The organism is Halobacillus amylolyticus (assembly GCF_022921115.1).
In the GTDB taxonomy this organism is placed as follows: domain Bacteria; phylum Bacillota; class Bacilli; order Bacillales; family Halobacillaceae; genus Halobacillus_A; species Halobacillus_A amylolyticus.
Genome location: NZ_CP095075.1, coordinates 842873 through 861232, shown reverse-complemented (window position 1 = coordinate 861232; position 18360 = coordinate 842873). Strand labels below are relative to the sequence as shown.

At 41.4% G+C, this 18360-nt stretch carries 17 protein-coding genes and 3 pseudogenes; 17 read left to right on the top strand and 3 right to left on the bottom strand.

Annotated features, from left to right (window positions below; genetic code table 11):
* The first annotated feature begins 333 nt into the window (after positions 1-333).
* Both MUO15_RS04535 and MUO15_RS04530 read left to right on the top strand, forming a co-directional pair.
* Positions 334-717, top strand: coding sequence for a hypothetical protein (locus MUO15_RS04535; protein WP_245033826.1), 384 nt, complete (start codon positions 334-336; stop codon positions 715-717).
* A 186-nt stretch (positions 718-903) separates the two neighbouring features.
* Positions 904-1245, top strand: a complete 342-nt coding sequence (locus tag MUO15_RS04530) for a hypothetical protein (RefSeq protein ID WP_245033824.1) — start codon at positions 904-906, stop codon at positions 1243-1245.
* Positions 1246-1611: 366 nt separating this feature from the next.
* On the opposite strand, the pseudogene MUO15_RS04525 reads toward MUO15_RS04530, so the two are convergent.
* Positions 1612-1785 (bottom strand): annotated as a pseudogene (locus MUO15_RS04525) (ATP-binding protein); the annotation flags it as partial.
* A 625-nt stretch (positions 1786-2410) separates the two neighbouring features.
* Positions 2411-4117: an Rqc2 family fibronectin-binding protein gene (locus MUO15_RS04520; RefSeq protein WP_245033822.1), complete on the bottom strand. Its 1707-nt coding sequence runs from the start codon at positions 4115-4117 to the stop codon at positions 2411-2413.
* Positions 4118-4280: 163 nt separating this feature from the next.
* Between MUO15_RS04520 and MUO15_RS04515 the strand changes: the two genes are divergently transcribed.
* From MUO15_RS04515 to spoVM, 15 genes and pseudogenes are all read left to right on the top strand, one after another.
* On the top strand, positions 4281-5150 hold the full coding sequence (locus tag MUO15_RS04515; protein ID WP_245033820.1) for a YicC/YloC family endoribonuclease: 870 nt from the start codon (positions 4281-4283) through the stop codon (positions 5148-5150).
* Between the two features lie 156 nt (positions 5151-5306).
* Positions 5307-5570, top strand: a complete 264-nt coding sequence (gene remA, locus MUO15_RS04510) for an extracellular matrix/biofilm regulator RemA (protein ID WP_244752771.1) — start codon at positions 5307-5309, stop codon at positions 5568-5570.
* A 12-nt stretch (positions 5571-5582) separates the two neighbouring features.
* Positions 5583-6203, top strand: coding sequence for a guanylate kinase (gmk, locus tag MUO15_RS04505; RefSeq protein ID WP_245033817.1), 621 nt, complete (start codon positions 5583-5585; stop codon positions 6201-6203).
* Positions 6200-6427 (top strand): DNA-directed RNA polymerase subunit omega, encoded by a 228-nt coding sequence (rpoZ, locus tag MUO15_RS04500; RefSeq protein ID WP_245033814.1) that lies wholly within the window; start codon positions 6200-6202, stop codon positions 6425-6427. The genes gmk and rpoZ overlap by 4 nt, the downstream gene beginning before the upstream one ends.
* 74 nt (positions 6428-6501) lie before the next feature.
* A complete protein-coding gene (coaBC, locus tag MUO15_RS04495; RefSeq protein ID WP_245033812.1) occupies positions 6502-7707 on the top strand; it encodes a bifunctional phosphopantothenoylcysteine decarboxylase/phosphopantothenate--cysteine ligase CoaBC in 1206 nt (401 codons plus the stop codon).
* Positions 7704-10115, top strand: a complete 2412-nt coding sequence (gene priA, locus MUO15_RS04490; RefSeq protein ID WP_245033810.1) for a primosomal protein N' — start codon at positions 7704-7706, stop codon at positions 10113-10115. Before coaBC ends, priA begins: the two co-directional genes overlap by 4 nt.
* 19 nt (positions 10116-10134) lie before the next feature.
* Positions 10135-11081, top strand: a pseudogene (fmt, locus tag MUO15_RS04485) (methionyl-tRNA formyltransferase).
* Entirely contained in the window at positions 11074-12441 is a 1368-nt protein-coding gene (gene rsmB, locus MUO15_RS04480) for a 16S rRNA (cytosine(967)-C(5))-methyltransferase RsmB (protein ID WP_245033808.1), read from the top strand. Before fmt ends, rsmB begins: the two are co-directional and overlap by 8 nt.
* 148 nt (positions 12442-12589) lie before the next feature.
* A pseudogene (locus tag MUO15_RS04475) lies at positions 12590-12794 on the top strand (23S rRNA (adenine(2503)-C(2))-methyltransferase RlmN); the annotation flags it as partial.
* Between the two features lie 5 nt (positions 12795-12799).
* Positions 12800-13558 (top strand): Stp1/IreP family PP2C-type Ser/Thr phosphatase, encoded by a 759-nt coding sequence (locus tag MUO15_RS04470; RefSeq protein ID WP_245033806.1) that lies wholly within the window; start codon positions 12800-12802, stop codon positions 13556-13558.
* Positions 13558-15552, top strand: a complete 1995-nt coding sequence (gene pknB / locus MUO15_RS04465) for a Stk1 family PASTA domain-containing Ser/Thr kinase (RefSeq protein ID WP_245033804.1) — start codon at positions 13558-13560, stop codon at positions 15550-15552. The genes MUO15_RS04470 and pknB overlap by 1 nt, the downstream gene beginning before the upstream one ends.
* Complete coding sequence (rsgA, locus tag MUO15_RS04460; RefSeq protein ID WP_245033802.1) at positions 15553-16434, top strand: ribosome small subunit-dependent GTPase A; 882 nt, start codon at positions 15553-15555, stop codon at positions 16432-16434.
* 1 nt (position 16435) lies between these two features.
* Entirely contained in the window at positions 16436-17086 is a 651-nt protein-coding gene (rpe, locus tag MUO15_RS04455) for a ribulose-phosphate 3-epimerase (protein WP_245033800.1), read from the top strand.
* A 158-nt stretch (positions 17087-17244) separates the two neighbouring features.
* Positions 17245-17898 carry a thiamine diphosphokinase gene (locus MUO15_RS04450; protein ID WP_245033798.1) on the top strand — a complete coding sequence of 218 codons (654 nt, stop codon included), beginning with the start codon at positions 17245-17247 and terminating at the stop codon, positions 17896-17898.
* 46 nt (positions 17899-17944) lie between these two features.
* Complete coding sequence (gene spoVM, locus MUO15_RS04445; RefSeq protein WP_245035848.1) at positions 17945-18025, top strand: stage V sporulation protein SpoVM; 81 nt, start codon at positions 17945-17947, stop codon at positions 18023-18025.
* A gap of 41 nt (positions 18026-18066) precedes the next feature.
* Here spoVM and rpmB read toward each other — a convergent pair whose 3' ends face one another.
* Positions 18067-18255 (bottom strand): 50S ribosomal protein L28, encoded by a 189-nt coding sequence (rpmB, locus tag MUO15_RS04440; protein WP_079529802.1) that lies wholly within the window; start codon positions 18253-18255, stop codon positions 18067-18069.
* Between the last annotated feature and the right edge of the window lie 105 nt (positions 18256-18360).

Genomic DNA, 18360 nt, shown 5'->3' with positions numbered 1-18360 from the left:
CCGATGTTGGATTTCTGTTTCTGTATTTTTTTCAATTCTTTTTTATAAACGTTTTTTCAGCTTTGCTTCCGCCTATATTTCCATCCGTTGAACCGCTTCAGGACGGGAGTTTTCGAGGATCCATACCGTGTCATGTACAGTGTCAGATGGGGTGTCATGAAGCCTGTGTTGGTTTAAGCCCCAGCTTGTAGCCATGCAGACTGATTAAATAACACATTTCTACCAAGTAAAAGCAAACCTCTTCATTTTTTACTACCATGCTCTCTTTTACTTCTCAATAACAACTCTTGGACATACTATATACTAACTATCCGAATAAAATGAGGTTTTAGAATGAAAAAAGTCCTTCTTGGAGTTCTGGCAGTTAGTTCGATTCTTGTAGTCATATTCTTCTTTATGAATAAAAATGAGACACCGCAGAAACAAGTTAATGCAGATGACTCTACAGAAGTTGAAAGTGTAGATAAAACTCAATTTGATCTTAGGAAACAATCTGAATTTGTAGAAGAGGTTGCTGAAAAATTGGAATCTAAAGGCTATAGCTCGACTGGTTTAATCATGAGTCAAGACTACGAAAATGGGATAAACTATATTGTTATAATTTCGGAAGCTGAAAATAAAGGAAAGGCAACAAAAAAGGATATACAACAAACCTTTGAGAAGGTTGCTAAGTCCTATAAGTTAAAGCCATTTACTGTTCAGTTACAGGAAAAGTAACAGTAGAATTGGGATAAGTAATATTAAAAAATAAGATTAATGCTGTATATCAATCCTTCAGTAAAAGGGCGCTTATCTGTAGTAAAGATAAGCCTATTTTTTGTGGAAAAGCATTGAGTTCTTGGGGATGCTTTGAAATAATTGGCATTTGTAATGGTCCACTTAAGTAATTTAGAGGGGGATATTATGAGACAAATAACAATTAGTTTATCTCTTATAATTTTAGGAGTATGTATTTTTGCTGGAGCTTGGATGGTTTCTAGTGCAATAAATAATAGTGCTAGCTTTCAAAAAGGACTTGAACAAGTTAACGTGAATACAAAATCAGAGGAACAATTAATGGGTCATTTAGAATTAAAGGAATATTTAGGTGTAAGTGGCAAGCAATTAGAAAAAATATTGCCAAAGAAAGATGGTAATGTTACAAAAAGTAAAATTCCTTACATAAAAATTGGTTATGAGTATTACTTTCTTGTTAAAGCAATAGATAAGTGGCTAACAGAAACGGAGGCTGAAACATTTCGGTGATATATCTTGATAGAAAGTCTTCCATTAATACGAAGGGCGCGCTTGTTGAACAATCTTAAACAGGGCTATTTAGGCTTAGTATCGGAAGCGAGATGAGCGCAATCTTTCAAAATAGATTGCTCATCTGATCAATCATCTAATAAATCTCTGTTTTTCTTGAATGATTTCTTGAGAGATGTGTAGCACACAATAAACATAAATAATGCTATAAAGAAAGCTGTACTTAAGAGCTCGAAAATCTCCGTTACACTAGAAGGAATGCCATCAATTAATGCATATGTAATTATAAGAAGAACCAAGAAATTAACTGGACTAAAATGTGTAGGAAATGGCATTCATAAATGCATGCCACTTGCCACCTCAATTTTATCGATGTAATAAGGACTTTTTGTATCTAACACTTTCTCCAGTAAAAACAACTAAATGTGAATGATGGTTAAAGCGATCAATGACCGCCTCTATTAATATGGGATCCCCAAAGACGTGATTCCATTGGCCAAATTGTAAATTGGTTGTGGTTATGAGAATCTTAGTCACATAACCACAACCAATATTATAAAGTGAATAAAAAACTTACAGGCTGTCGAGACTTTCTCGACAGCCTGAGGAACTTCCCATCATTTTTTTGCATTTGGTTCTAGATCATTTCTTTATGGCTGGCGTTTTCTTGGTTGTTTCTCTTCTTTCCTTGCATGTTGCTGTGCGTTTTTATTTGAGAGCTTTTTGTTTCCTTGAGCCATGATTTTCACTCCCTTCACTTTTATTATTTCAAAAACCAGTCGTTTTATTGATTGAAATGAAAGAAAACCCTAAAACCTAATAATTCGAGGCTGAATAAAGCACCTTTCAGAACGAGGCAACCGTTGGGTTTCAGGTGGCAACTTAAATGAACTTACATTTCTAATTTAAAAACAAGAAAGCGACTGGAAAGTTATGGTTGGACAAGGTTTTTAAGCTTTATTTGCCCCAAAATGAGTTTTTGTGGAATATTTTTGATTAAACTTTATTCCGAAGCTACACCTATCTAGCTACTAGTGGCGGTTCGGTTCATCTTAATAAACATAAGGTTCGGCGTTCGCCCACGAGCGAAGAATAAAAAAACTTGTAGAAAAACAAGAGTTTCTCTACAAGCTGAAGCCACTTCTTTTTTAAAACGGCTTAATAATTACTTTTTCATTTCCCGAATGATATCAATGTCAGGAGTTACATATAATGTTTGCTGATTGTCGTAGGTAACATACCCGGGTTTTGCACCAGAAGGTTTTTTCACATGCCTGATGAGCGTATAATCCACCGGGACAGAGGAAGATTGGCTGAACTTGCTAAAATAGGCTGCCAGCTGAGCCGCTTCAAACAATACATCTTCTGTCGGTGCTTCATCCTGAATAACGACATGGGAGCCAGGAATGTCTTTGGCGTGCAGCCATGTATCTTTTTTATTTGCCAGACGATTGGTTAAATATTCATTTTGCTTATTGTTTCTGCCGACGTAAATGGATGTTCCATTGCTTGCTGTATAGTGTTCTGGTTTAGGTTTTGCTGGTTTATTTTTCTGTTTCTTAGCCGAGCGCTTTTTCTTCATGTAGCCTTGTTCTCTTAATTCTTCTCTAATCTCTTCAATGTCTTCTTCTCTTGCTGACTCCACTTGCTGAATAAGACGGTCAAAGTAGTCAATTTCGTCTTCTGCTTTCACGATTTCTTTTTGCACAACCTGCTTCGATTTTTTAAGCTTTTGATAGGTTTGAAAATAGCTTTGGGCGTTCTCGCTTGGTGTTTTATTCGGGTTGAGTTCAATGGTTCGCTCGCCTTGATTAGGGTCATAATAATCAACGACTGTGACTGTTTCATCGCCCTGCTTTACCATGTGCATATGTGCTGTGAGCAGCTCACCAGTTCGTTGGTAATCGTCAGCTGATTCTGATTTCTTAAGTGTTGACTCATGCTTTTTGATTTTGCGTTTATTTTTTTCCCGTTCACTTTTCAAAAATTTATGAAGGTCGCCAGCACGTTGTTTGACACGGTCACGTTCGGCTTTACCGGAATAATAGCGGTCGAGCATGTCACTTACCGTGGAAAATGTTTTCCCTTCCTGCTGCAGATAGGTAAGTGGAAGGACGTAGAACTGTTCGCGCTCACCTTTATAAATGATCGGCTGGTAAGTGTGATCAATGATTTGCGCTCTTATGGAAGAATAGACATCCTTAAGCGCTTCCGTTCCTCCTAAATGGGCACGGTGAACAATTTCCTTTGTAAGAACAGGCGAAAATCCCATGACCGTGTGAAGGATTTGTTTATCCATTTTCCCTGCATTGAAGTCAAGCTTTTTCACCAATTGATCGGCCTCAAGCTCTATGGGATTGGTTTTTCCTTGTTCAGGCGGCAGCTTATATGGCTGTCCAGGCATGACGGTCCGATAACGGTTTTGCGAAGGGGGCAGGTGTTTAATACTGTCGATAATGTGCCCTTGATCTGTATCGACAAGTAAAATGTTGGAATGTTTCCCCATGACTTCGATAATTAATGTCTTCATCGTTTCATCGCCAATTTCGTTTCTGGATCTGACATGGAATTTGACGATACGCTCCATGCTTACTTGCTCCACTTCTTCAAGAAATCCACCGACAAGGTGCTTTCTGAGCAGCATACATAACATCGGTGGTTCTTTAGGATTGTGGTATTGATCGTTTGTTAGATGAAAACGCGCGTAGCTCGGGTGAGCGGATAACAAAAGCGTATGGTTGGTCCGGTTTTTTCTGATTGTAAATACAAGTTCTGTTTCGGTTGGTTGATATATTTTAACGATTCTTCCGGTTTTCACTTCTTCATTTATTTCGTGAGTGATTGCCCGGGTTACAATGCCGTCAAATGACATAGCACATCACCTCTCTATTTGTTTAAGTATAGCATGTTTCCTAGGGTAATCTCTAAGAACTCATTTGTTAGAGGTGTAAGATTCGCTTAAAGATAGGAAGGTTTGATAAACTAAAAGAGTAAGTAAAAACCGAACGTGGATGTGATCATGGGTGGTAAAAAGTATGACGGGATATGGGCGGTACACTGTGGAAGCAGAGAATACGGCGCTGACAATTGAACTAAGGAGTGTCAATCATCGGTTCTTAGATATTTCTCCTAAGATTCCCCGCAGTTTTTTGTTTCTTGAAGAAGCTATGAAGCGTCAAATAAAAGATAAGCTTCACCGAGGACGAATTGACCTTTACATTACTGTCGAAGGGGAGAACTTGCTTGATAAACGTCTTGAAGCAGATGACTTGCTTTTAGATCAATACATAAACAAGCTGAACAGCATCCAAGAGCAATACAGGTTGACTGGAGAAATCTCAATTGATATGGTAACAAGGTTAGACGGTATCTTCACCGTACAGGAGCGGGATCATAAGAGTGATCAAATGAAAGAAGCGGTTCTAGAGGCTTTGAGTCATTCTATAAGTGATTTAGTTGAGATGAGAAGACAGGAAGGGAAGCGGCTGGCCGAGGAGCTAATAAGCAGACTTGCCGCCGTTAAACATATTGTAGCGGATATCGAAGACCGTAGACCTGTTGTGATGAATGAATATAGAGATAAGATCCTTACTAGAATAGAGACCTTTTTGCGGGAGGAGATTAATCCTGAGGAGACGAGAGTTCTTCAAGAGGTGGCCCTGCTTGCTGAAAAAGGAGATATAACAGAAGAGGTTACAAGGCTATATTCTCACATAGACCAGTTTGAGAAAACACTGCAAAAACCAGGTGCAATTGGTCGTACATTGGATTTCATCGTACAGGAAATGCATCGTGAAATTAATACAATTGGGTCAAAATCAAATGACAGTCAGCTATCGAATGAGGTCGTTGCTTTGAAGAGTGAAGTAGAGAAGATGAAAGAACAATTACAAAATATTGAATAAAGATTGAGACTTGCTATCATTTTTTCATATAATAGTTATAGAGGTTGTTCAAAAAGTCACCAAAATATAAGCGGTGAATCTTTTTGTTGTCTTTTAATTCGGCAACTTTTTTGAGCATATAGTAATAGATCTGTTTCTTAGAAGGAGGAACCGCTGTTGAGTTTAAAGTTAATTAATATCGGCTTTGGTAATGTTGTATCTGCCAACCGTATCATATCAATCGTTTCACCTGAATCTGCGCCGATTAAACGTATTATTACGGTGGCTAGAGATAATAATAAATTAGTAGACGCTACATACGGCAGAAGGACGCGGGCCGTGATTATTACGGATAGTGATCATGTTGTGCTTTCAGCTGTGCAGCCAGAAACAGTGGGACAGCGTGTACTTAGTAATGATGAGATGTCAGAGGATAATTAGGAGGTTCCATTTGTGATAGATGAAAAAGGGATATTATTCATTCTTTCTGGACCTTCTGGTGTTGGGAAAGGAACGGTAAGAAAAGCGTTATTTGAACAGTCCACTGATTTACGTTATTCCATATCAATGACAACGAGGGATCCGAGAGAAGGCGAAGTAGATGGGGTTGATTATTTTTTCAAAACGAGAGCAGAATTTGAAAAACTGATCAATGACAGACAATTAATTGAGCATGCCGAGTATGTCGGAAATTATTACGGCACACCAAAGCAATACGTGGAACAGACGTTAGATGAAGGAAAAGATGTTTTCTTAGAAATTGAAGTACAGGGGGCCCTTAAGGTACGGGAGAACTTCCCACAAGGTGTGTTTGTCTTTTTGATTCCGCCTTCCCTGGAAGAACTGAAAGACCGGATCGTTAGTCGTGGGACAGAGACAGAGGACAAAGTAAGAAATAGACTTCTAGCGGCAAAAGCAGAAATTGACATGATGGACGCTTACGACTATGTTGTCGTTAATGACCAGGTCGATCACGCTGTTAATAAAATTCAATCCATCGTAGCTAGTGAACACTGTAAGCGGGAACGTGTTTCCCATCAATATAAAAAAGCACTGGAGGCTGATCAAACATGATGCTAGAACCATCGATTGATTCACTGCAAGAGAAGATTAAATCAAAATATACACTTGTCACACTCTCCGCACGACGCGCACGTGAGTTGAAGCAAGGAAGTGCACCAATGGTCGACAAACCGACTTCAAGCCAAAAGGTAGGCGTAGCTTTAGAAGAAATTCAATCAGGAAAGCTCACTTATATAAATTCTGATGTGATTCAATCCAGAACGGAAACACTATAAAAAGTAACGAAGCCGCGCTGATCAGGTGAAATGAGCGCGGCTTTTTCCTTATTTAATGAAAGGGAATGGTGAACATGCTGAAAGGGAAAAAGATTGTACTGGGTGTTTCTGGTGGAATAGCTGCTTATAAAGCTGCAGCTTTAACGAGTAAGCTTGTACAAGCTGGGGCCGAGGTTAAAGTGATTATGACGGCGAGTGCCCTGAATTTCGTTGGTTCAACTACGTTTCAAGCCCTATCACGTCAGCCTGTGTACACAGATACATTCAAGGAACATGATTCAACTCAAATTCAACATATTGATGTAGCTGATTGGGCCGATCTATTTTTGTTAGCACCAGCCACAGCCAATACAATTGGCAAACTGGCAAATGGAGTCGCTGATGATATCTTGTCGACGACCTTATTGGCTACAGAAGCACCGGTTTATATTGCACCAGCTATGAATGTGCATATGTACAGCCATCCTGCGGTCATAAATAACTTAAAGCAGCTCGATCAGTGGGGCTTTCGTTTCATTGAACCGGGTGACGGCTATTTGGCGTGTGGGTATGTAGGAAAAGGCCGGCTTGAGGAACCTGAAACCATCGTTTCCCTCCTTGAGCAGCAGTATGTTCAAAAATCCTTACTGAAAGGGAAGAAAGTGCTTGTCACAGCTGGCCCTACCAGGGAGAAGATTGACCTTGTCAGATATTTTACAAACCCTTCTTCAGGTAAAATGGGCTTTGCTTTAGCCCGACAGGCTAAAGCCCTTGGAGCTGAGGTTACTTTAATCGCCGGGCCTGTTGCGTTGCCTACACCACAGGGCGTTCATAGAGTAGATGTAACGACAGCAGATGAAATGTATGAGCAGGTACTTACTTATTATAAGGGTAGTGATGTTGTCATTAAATCTGCTGCTGTAGCAGACTACCGGCCAAAACAGGTTTTTGATAAAAAAATGAAAAAGTCTCCTGGTGATTATACGGTTGAGATGGAGCGAACGCGCGATATTTTACAAGAGCTTGGCGACAAAAAAGAGCACCAATATTTAATTGGCTTTGCTGCTGAAACAAATGATCTTGAGCATTATGGTGAGCAGAAGCTGGCTAGGAAAAACTTAGATGCCATCGTTATGAACAACATTTCTGAACAAGGCTCCGGCTTTAATTATGATACAAACGCCTCGATTTATTTAACGAAACATGGGAAACGAATTCAGTGGCCTTTAATGTCTAAGGACGATTTGGCAGCAAACATTTTACAGCAGACGAGTACGGAACTTATCGGTGAAGATTCTTGACGATCGCAAAAGTGATAGTGGATGTTCCCTCTCAAAATACCAATCGTCCGTTTGATTACGGGATCCCACCACAATTTTCAGGGGTTGTACAGCCTGGCGTACGAGTGATCATTCCATTTGGGCCGAGGAAGATTATGGGCTATGTTGTCTCCCTTACAGATAAAAGTGATTTTGACAAGATTAAAGATATCGTTGATGTACTTGATATTACACCGATTTTAACGACGGAACTGCTTCAAATCGGGAAATGGTTATCAAACCAAACGTTAAGTTTTTACATTTCGTGCTTGCAAGTCATGCTTCCACAAGTATTAAAAGCCAAATACCGGAAAGAACTGTGGAAGACGACAGAGGAAGCGCTGCCCGAGGAATTAGCGCTTGTTTTTGCAGGTAGAGATGTGATGGATTACGAAGAGTTTGAACAGTCTGAGGTCACCTATCAGAAACTAAGGAAGTTTGTGGATGAGGGCTGGATTGATGTCCATTATGAAGTGAAAAGCCGGGAAACGCGACGGACAACTAGTATGATCGAATCAAACAAAGATATCATCGAGCTTGAGGAGAGCCTTGTGGATTTGCCTAAGCAGGCGAATAAACAGCGGGTGATTGTTGAGCATTTCCTGGAGTACGAACAGCCTGTTCCGAAAAAACAGCTGCTCACAACGTTGAACACAACAGCTGCTGCACTGAAACCATTGATTGAGAAAGGAATTTTAAGAGAATACAAGCAGGAAATTCTTAGAGATCCTTATGGTCATCGCAGCTTTGAACGCACACAACCGTTTCCGCTAACTGCTGAACAGCAAACAGCTATAGAACCTGTCCTGGCCACGATTGAGCGGAAAGAACATGATGTGTTCCTGCTGCATGGCGTGACAGGTAGTGGGAAGACAGAGGTTTATTTACAATCGATCCAACGGGTGATCGATGACGAGCAAGAGGCGATCATGCTCGTTCCTGAAATAGCCCTGACACCGCAAATGGTGGAACGGTTTAAGGGACGTTTTGGCTCCAATGTCGCTGTCTTACACAGTGCCTTATCAGCTGGTGAAAAATATGATGAATGGCGTAAAATTCAGCGTAAGGAAGTTCAAGTGGTTGTTGGTGCGCGTTCGGCCATCTTTGCCCCTTTTACAAATATCGGAATCATTATTATTGATGAAGAACACGAATCAAGCTACAAGCAGGAGGATCGAACGAGGTACCATGCGAGGGATGTGGCAGTGGAAAGAGGAAAAATCCACTCCTGCCCGATCATTCTCGGCAGTGCAACACCGGCACTTGAGACGTATGCTCGCGCAGTCAAAGGGAACTATCATCTGCTAACACTTTCTAAACGGATGAATGATGCGACGATGCCTAAGGCGGAGTTGATTGATATGAGGGATGAACTTCATGATGGCAATCGGTCGATGTTTTCACGTGTGTTAAAGGAGAAAATAGAAGATAGGATAGCAAAAGGCGAACAAGTTGTGCTGTTCTTAAATCGTCGTGGTTATGCCACGTTTGTAATGTGCCGTGATTGTGGTCATGTCAAGGAATGCCCCCATTGTGATATTGCCTTAACCTATCACAGAAGACAAGAACGACTAAAATGCCATTATTGCTCACATGAGGAGCCAATGCCAAATCAATGTCCCGAATGTGAGAGCAAGACGATCCGTTATTTCGGCACAGGGACCCAAAAAGTGGAAGAAGCACTGCAGCAACTAATCCCTGAAGCACGCGTTATCCGAATGGATGTCGATACAACGAGACGAAAAGGGGCTCACGAACGGCTTCTCAATCAATTCGGTGAGAAGCAGGCAGATGTTTTATTAGGTACACAGATGATTGCTAAGGGATTGGATTTTGGCAACGTGACCCTTGTCGGCGTGTTAGCAGCTGACTCATTGCTTAACCTGCCCGATTTTCGTGCATCGGAAAAAACATTCCAATTATTAACTCAAGTAAGCGGGCGCGCAGGCCGACACAACCTTCCAGGCGAAGTGATTGTCCAAACCTATACACCGGAGCATTATAGTATTCAATTATCGAGCGAATATAATTACGAGGCGTTCTTTGCAGAAGAGATGAAGTTAAGAAAGGCTTTTCGTTATCCGCCCTACTATTTTCTAACGTTATTTACGGTGTCCCATCCGAACCAATTAAAGGTGCAGGAAGTAACGCAAAAGATCGTTCAATTTATGAGGCAAAAGTTAACCGATGAAGCCGATGTGCTAGGACCGACTCCTTCTGCGTTAACACGTATCAATGATAGATATCGCTACCAATGCATGGTAAAATACAAGAAGGAACCAGAGCAACGGAAATTAGTCCAACGCATCCTGCATTATTACGAAGATGAAATGAAACAAGAGAACGGATTGCAGATAACGGTAGATTTCCAACCGTATCAGCTCATGTAGGAAAGGAGTCATACACGATATGACAAGAATTGCTTTTATGGGGACACCAGACTTTGCCGTCCCTGTGCTAGATCAGCTAGTAGAACATAATTATGAAATCGTCCTAGCTGTTACACAACCAGACCGCCCGAAAGGCCGCAAACGTACACTCACCCTCCACCTGTGAAAGAAGCAGCGAACAAATGGGGCATTCCTGTTTTTCAACCTGAAAAAATTAAAAATGAGTATGAGGAAGTCTTAACGTACGAGCCAGACCTCATCGTCACAGCAGCTTTTGGTCAAATCTTGCCAGAGGCCTTACTGACCGCTCCAAAGCACGGCTGTATCAATGTCCATGCATCGCTCCTGCCAGAACTTAGAGGTGGAGCACCAATCCATTATTCCATCATCCAAGGAAAAAAAGAAACAGGTGTAACCATCATGTATATGGTGAAGCAGCTTGATGCAGGGGATATTCTTACACAAGTGCGTGTGGCGATACATGATGAAGACCACGTTGGTACATTGCATGATAAACTTTCAGAGGCTGGTGCGAAGCTGTTGCTTGAAACACTGCCTCCTCTTTTAAATGGGGAGATTACACCTCAAAGGCAAGCCGATGAACAAGCTACCTTTGCTGCAAATATTAAGAGAGAACAAGAATTGATTGACTGGAGTTTAAGTCAGCAATCTGTTTATGACCATGTTCGTGGTTTACACCCGTGGCCTGTAGCTTTTACATATTGGAAAGGCAAGCCAATGAAGGTGTGGTGGGCGAATAAGGTAAGTGGTAGATACAATAAAACCCCCGGGACAGTTTTATCATTAGATGAAGATGGTTTTATCGTGCAAACAGGAGAGCAAAAGGCTGTGAAAATTACTGATGTACAGCCTGCAGGCAAAAAGCGGATGGACGGACAAGCTTTCTTGAATGGTACCGGACAATCGCTTCAGGCTGGAGAGGTATTGGGGGAGCAAAATGACTAAATTTGTACTCAGAGAGTCCGCTTTAAACTTGCTTGAAAGGATTGGAGAACAAGGCGGCTACAGCCATGTATTGTTAGATCAAGAAATGAATAAGCGTAGATTGTCGGCTAAGGATGGGGCATTATTAACCGAAATTGTCTACGGAACACTGCAAAATAAACGGAAAATCCAGTTTCAAATTCAGCCCTATGTTGCAAAACAGAAGAAAATAAAGCCGTGGGTCAAATGGCTTCTTTATATGTCCGTCTATCAAATGGTGTATTTAGAAAGGATTCCTGATCATGCGGCCATCCATGAAGCCGTTGAAATTTCTAAAAAGAGGGGGCATAAAGGAATTTCCTCCCTTATGAACGGTGTTCTTCGTAATGTCCAACGCAAAGGAGTCCAGGACCCTTCTACAATTGAAGCTAAGGCTGTACGCATTTCTATTGAAACCAGTCATCCTGAATGGCTTGTAAGCCGCTGGGTCGAGCAATACGGCTGGGAGGTAACGGAGGCAATGTGTCACCAGAATTTAAAAAGACTCCCGATGTCTGTTCGAGTGCAGCCATTAAGAATATCTCGTGATGAGGCGATCACAAACTTGAAGGAGCGTCATATCACCGCAATAAAAAGCAGTGTATCTGAACAAGGGCTGTTGATTGAAGAAGGACGAATCATTGATGACCGCTTGTTCACAGAAGGTTTCCTTACAATCCAAGACCAAAGTTCTATGCTTGTAGGTGAAATGATGGACCTTAAGCCTGGTCTTACGGTACTTGACGCCTGCAGTGCACCGGGAGGGAAAACGACACACATTGCGGAGAAGCTTGAGGACCAGGGCTCTGTGATTGCGTATGATTTACATGGAAAGAAAGCAAAACTTGTAAATGACAAAGCAACCCTTCTTCAATTACAATCAATTGAAGCCCGGCAAGCAGATTCTAGACAACTGCACGATCTTCATGAAAGGGAAACCTTTGATCGAATTCTGCTTGATGCCCCATGTTCAGGACTTGGAGTGTTGCGAGGAAAACCGGATATTAAATATCATAAGAGTGAATCTGATATTTTCGCTCTTCGAAAAATACAGGATGAATTGCTGCACAGTGTTGCTCCGTTATTAAAAGTGGAGGGAAAACTCGTGTACAGCACTTGCACCGTTGATCGCCATGAAAATGAAGAAGCAGTGAAACAATTTTTAACCAATCATCATGAATTTGAACTGGATCCGACTTTCGCAGAAGATCTTCCAGAAGAGATGCAAGGATCTGCAGGGCATACAGCATACGGAATTCAATTGTTCCCACACCAATGGGATACGGATGGGTTCTTTTTAACAAGACTGGTGAAGAAAAAAGAAGTGAGTGATAGGCAATAGCTTAAGTGGCAGCAACCCAAATGGAATGATGGATAATTCATCTGAAACTGTACTAATGAAGAAAGATTATGGTTACTCTGTGTGTATAACCGAGAAATGGCTGTGTTATATATTTTGCGTTTCGTTACATTACCATCTCAGGCGACCCAAAAAATTAAAGTGTCATGTTAACTCAATTCCTGTAAACTATGTACCAGAGAGACTTTGTCAATACTTCGAAGATCAAATCTTTACTTTTGAAAGAAGAATAAAAGATGAGGGGATCAATGTAACCATTCGTCGTTTGCAAGGTCACACCGATGCAGCATGTGACCAGCTTTCGCGCCAGAGAGTGTAACGAAGAAATGAGGTGAAGATCATGTTTGAGTGCTTTATGACAGATCAAGGAAAAGTCAGAAATCATAATGAGGATACTGGCGGCATTTTCACCCGTGAGTTTGGGCAAAGCCTTGCCATTGTTGCAGATGGAATGGGGGGCCACCGTGCAGGAGATGTAGCTAGTCAACTAGCAGTGTCCGTTTTACATAATAAGTGGAAAGATGCTGGTGATTTTAACAAGCCAGACGATGCAGAAGAATGGCTAAAACAATCTGTTATTGAAGTAAATAATAAAATTCAAGAGCATGCAAAACAGAACGAAGAATGTCACGGGATGGGAACAACCCTTGTGGCTGCTATATGTACAGACGGATTTGCAACGATTGCCCATATCGGTGACAGCCGATGCTATTTGGCGAACAGCTTTGGCTTCAAACAGATCACGGAGGACCATTCATTGGTTAACGAATTAGTTCGGTCAGGTCAAATCACATCAGAGCAAGCAGAACATCATCCGCGAAAAAATGTTCTCACAAAGGCGCTAGGGACGGATGAGGAGATTGTACCTGATATTCTGACGATTACTTTTGACCAGGATGATCGGCTATTGTTATGTTCCGACGGGTTAAGCAATAAAGTTCATGATGAAGAAATTAAAAAGGTGGCTGACTTCAACGGGGAATGGCAGGAATTCTGCCAGTCTTTAGTTGATCTTGCCAACGAAAGAGGCGGCGAAGATAACATCACTCTAGCCGTGATTCACAATAGTCACCCAGACCTGAAAGAAGGTGCTGACTAATGTTGAACAATCGTCTCCTAAACGAACGCTATAAAATATTGGAGATGATAGGCGGGGGAGGCATGGCCAACGTCTACTTGGCTCATGACATGATTTTAAATCGTGATGTTGCTATTAAAGTACTGCGTCTTGAACACGGAGACGATGAAGAATTCATTGCGCGTTTTCATCGCGAAGCCCAGTCTGCCTCGAGCTTGTCCCACCCTAACATTGTAAATATATACGATGTAGGTGAGGAAGAGGATTTATACTTTATGGTGATGGAACATGTAGATGGAATGACCCTTAAGCAATACATTCAAAAAAACAGCCCGATTGATGCGGCAGATGCGATTGATATTATCCGCCAGATCACATCAGCCATGGCACATGCCCATGATAATGGGATCGTTCACCGTGATATAAAACCTCAAAACATTTTAATTGATCATTATGGTCGTGTTAAAGTGACAGATTTCGGTATCGCGATGGCTCTAAGTGCTACTGCCTTAACCCAGACGAATTCTGTACTCGGCTCCGTCCATTATTTGTCCCCCGAGCAAGCAAGGGGAGGGATGGCCACAAAGAAATCGGACATCTACTCTTTAGGGATTGTGCTGTTCGAATTATTAACAGGGCGTCTCCCTTTCTCAGGAGAATCACCTGTAGCCATCGCCCTCAAACATTTGCAGCATGATACACCTTCCTTAAAGCGGTGGATTGCTGATTTACCTCAGAGTGTAGAGAATATTGTTTTAAAAGCAACAGCTAAAGACCCTTTTCATCGGTATGATTCTGCTATGGATATGGAATACGATTTAGAAACAGCTCTTGAACCCAATCGATTGGACGAGCCTGTTTTTGCTATTCCAAATGAAGGGGAGGAAGAGAAAACAAAAGCCATTCCTGTCATTACCGAAGAAAACTATGGGGATGAAACAGAAGAGAACACGATCGTTCTAAATACAACAAAGGTGAATAGCGAAAAGGATCTTTCAAAAAAAGAAAAAAAGAAGGCTAAGAAGCTTAGTAAAAAGTCTAAAAAAAAGAAAAGACCGTTATTGTGGTTATTCCTCACCTTTCTCATCCTTTCGGCTTCAGGAGTAGCAGCACTGTTTATTGTGCCAACTTTATTGCAACCTGATGATGTTGAAATGATTGATGTTGAAGGAATGGAGTATGAGGAAGCGTACAGTGATTTAAGTGAATTAGGTTTTGAAGTGAAATCTGAACCGATCAATTCCGATACCGTTACAGAAGGACTTGTAATTAGAACTGAACCTGAGGCAGGGATGACTGTGAAGGAAGAGAGTGAGGTTACCGTTTACACAAGTCGTGGAAAGGAACGTGTCGCTTTCGATAATTATATTGGCGAAAATTACGAAAGAACGAAGCAGGAACTTGAGGATCAAAGATATGGCAGTGTGTTAGCTATTGAGGAAAATTCTGACCAGCCTGAAGGAGAAATCATTGCGCATGTGCAGCCGAAGCCTGGTGAAGAAGTTGTGCCTGAGGAAATGAGCGTCATCTTTAAAGTCAGCATCGGACCGCAAACCGTTACGATAAGGTCACTCGCAGGTGAGACACTGGAGTCGGCAGAAAACTATTTAAGTGAGAACAATTTGGAATCATCTGTAACAGAGGAGCATTCACAGGATATTCCTAAGGGCAGCATCATTAGACAGGAACCGCAAGCTTTAAGTGAAGTAGATGTAGGCTCTACTGTTAATCTGGTCGTTTCGTTGGGCCCAGAAGATCAGCCACCAAGGGAAGAAACGGTGCAGGTTGAAGTTCCTTATGATGAAGAAGCAGAACAAAAAGAACAACAGGTACTGATTTATGTCAATGACTTGAACAATCAAATCTCAGAAGTATTCCGTGAAGAAACCATTACAGAGGATACAACGGTCGAGTTTACTGTTACGATTCCGTCAGATGGCGAAGCCTCCTATAAGGTGCAGCTAGGCGAAGAAGTCATTGAAGAAGAAACGGTTCCTTATGAAGAAGGTGAATAGATGGCAACAGGTAAAATAATAAAGGCATTAAGCGGATTTTATTATGTCCTCCAAGAAGGAACAGTTTACCAATGTCGAGGCAGAGGGATATTCAGAAAGAGAAAAGTTACTCCACTCGTTGGAGATATAGTGGACTTTAAAGCAGAAACGGTGGATGAAGGCTATATTCTTTCGATTGAGGAAAGAAGGAATGAATTCGTAAGACCGCCAATTTCAAATGTGGATCAGGCGCTGATTGTTACCTCTGCCGTCCATCCTGACTTTAACTCTTTACTATTAGACCGCTTTCTTGTCCTTGTTGAAGCCAAGCGTATTGAACCATTAGTTGTTATTTCAAAAGTGGACCAAGTGTCTGAACATGTGTTACAAGAAATGGAAACACACAAGAAAATATACGAGAACATTGGCTATTCTGTGATCCTTTCCTCAGTAAATGATTCACAAAGCATTGACCATATACAATCCCATTTAGCAAATCGTACAACGGTGATAGCGGGCCAGTCAGGGGTAGGAAAATCCTCGATATTAAACTCTATTGATCCTCGCCTGGCTATTGATACAGATGAAATATCAGAGAGCCTGGGACGTGGAAAACATACGACGAGACACGTAGAACTCTATGAAATCGCGGGCGGATTTGTTGCTGATACACCAGGCTTTAGCTCTTTGGAATTTGGTGAATTGGAACTAGATCAGCTGAGCGAATGTTTTCCAGAGTTTGTAGCTGTGCAGGATGAATGCAAATTTAGAGGCTGCCTTCATAATAAAGAGCCGAAATGTGCGGTTAAATCAAGCCTTGCGAGTGGAGAAATAGCGGAACAAAGATACAAGCATTACTTACAATTCGTTGATGAAATTTCCAATAGAAAGCCGAGGTATTAACATGATTAAAATTGCTCCATCAATACTGGCAGCTGATTTTGCAAATTTAGCAGCTGAAATTAAAGACGTGGAACATGGGGGCGCTGACTATATTCACGTTGATGTTATGGATGGTCATTTTGTGCCTAATATCACAATTGGGCCATTGATCGTTGAAGCGATTCGCCCGGTTACATCCTTACCATTGGATGTCCACCTTATGATTGAAAATCCTGATGCTTTTATACCTGAATTTGCTAAGGCAGGTTCAGATATTATCACTGTACATCAGGAAACCTGTCCACACCTTCACCGTACGATACAACTGATTAAGAGCCATGGAGTGAAAGCGGGTGTGGTGATCAATCCAGCCACACCAGCCGAAACGATAAAACCAGTCTTACAGGATGTTGATCTCGTCCTGTTAATGACCGTGAACCCTGGATTTGGCGGCCAGTCTTTTATCAAAAGTGTCGTACCAAAAATCAGTCAAATTGCAGCGTGGCGTGAGGAACTAGGCGCTGAATTTGAAATTGAAATCGATGGTGGGGTTAATAAGGAAACAGCCAAGATTTGTACAGAAGCTGGGGCCGATGTCCTTGTAGCTGGCAGTGCTGTCTTCAAACACGAGGATCGCGCGCAGGCTATCACCACCATTCGTCAATCCATATAAAATAATGTAAGAAGCTGTTCAATAAGTCATTGAATGGATTAGCTGCCACTCTCTTCGCTAGCTTTCATTTATCTACTTTTTGAACGTGTGCTTCTAGCCAAAATAGATGGTTTCTTACCAATATTTTGGCTTTTTTCAATGGGAGAGGGAGTGTAGTCATGCAAAAGCGAATTGGGATTGTTGCAGGAGGTCCAAAGGAATATATACCCGAGCTTTCTGAATATGATGGTAAGGATATGCTATGGATCGGAGCGGATCAAGGAGCCGAAGTGATTATCGAACAAGACGGGCGACTTGATATCGCCGTTGGGGACTTCGATTCCGTCAGCGAAAGGTCCTTTGCTGCCATTAAAAAGGCGGCGGCAAGAACAGATACATATCCTAATGAGAAAGACGAAACAGATCTAGAAATCGCGATTCAAGAAGCGCTCATGCTTGAGCCTGAACAAATCCTGTTGTTCGGAGTAACGGGCGGACGACTTGATCATTCCTTAATAAATATTCAATTGCTGTATCCCTTGTTAAACAAAGGAATTAAAGCCACAATTATTGATCGGCAAAATCAGTTGGAATTAGTGGGGGAGGGGATGCATAAACTGAAGAAGATCGACAAGTATTTATATGTATCCTTTTTACCGATAACGTTAGAAGTGAAGGGGTTGTGCTTAACCGGATTTTATTATCCATTACAAGGTGCTCACCTTTCCTATGGATCGACGCGTTGCATTTCTAATCAATTGATTGAAGAACAAGGTACTTTTTCGTTTACGGAAGGCATACTCTTAGTAGTAAGAAGCAATGATGTCATCTAATAGAAGGGATCTTTCGCGAGCAGCTTTACATTTGAGGAGGGGGCTCATGAAATTTTATACAATTAAACTCCCACGCTTTCTCGGGGGAATTGTACGGGCTATGATTGGCACATTCAAAAAAGAGTAACAAAAAAGCACCCAAGTGATGGGTGCTTTTTTGTAAGGTAATTATACTCGTTCTACTTTACCTGACTTCAAATCACGTGCAGACACATAGACCTTTTTAGGTTTGCCATCCACGAGAATACGTACCTTTTGTACGTTAGCTTTAAATTGGCGTTTATTAGCGTTCATTGCGTGTGAACGATTATTTCCTGAACGTGTACGACGTCCCGAAACGACACATTTGCGTGACATATAATTCCCTCCTGTTACGATGCATAAATCTTGAAATACTTAATTAATGTATCATATTAGGCAGCTAAATGCAATATAGTCAGAAGATAATATCAAGAATTTTAT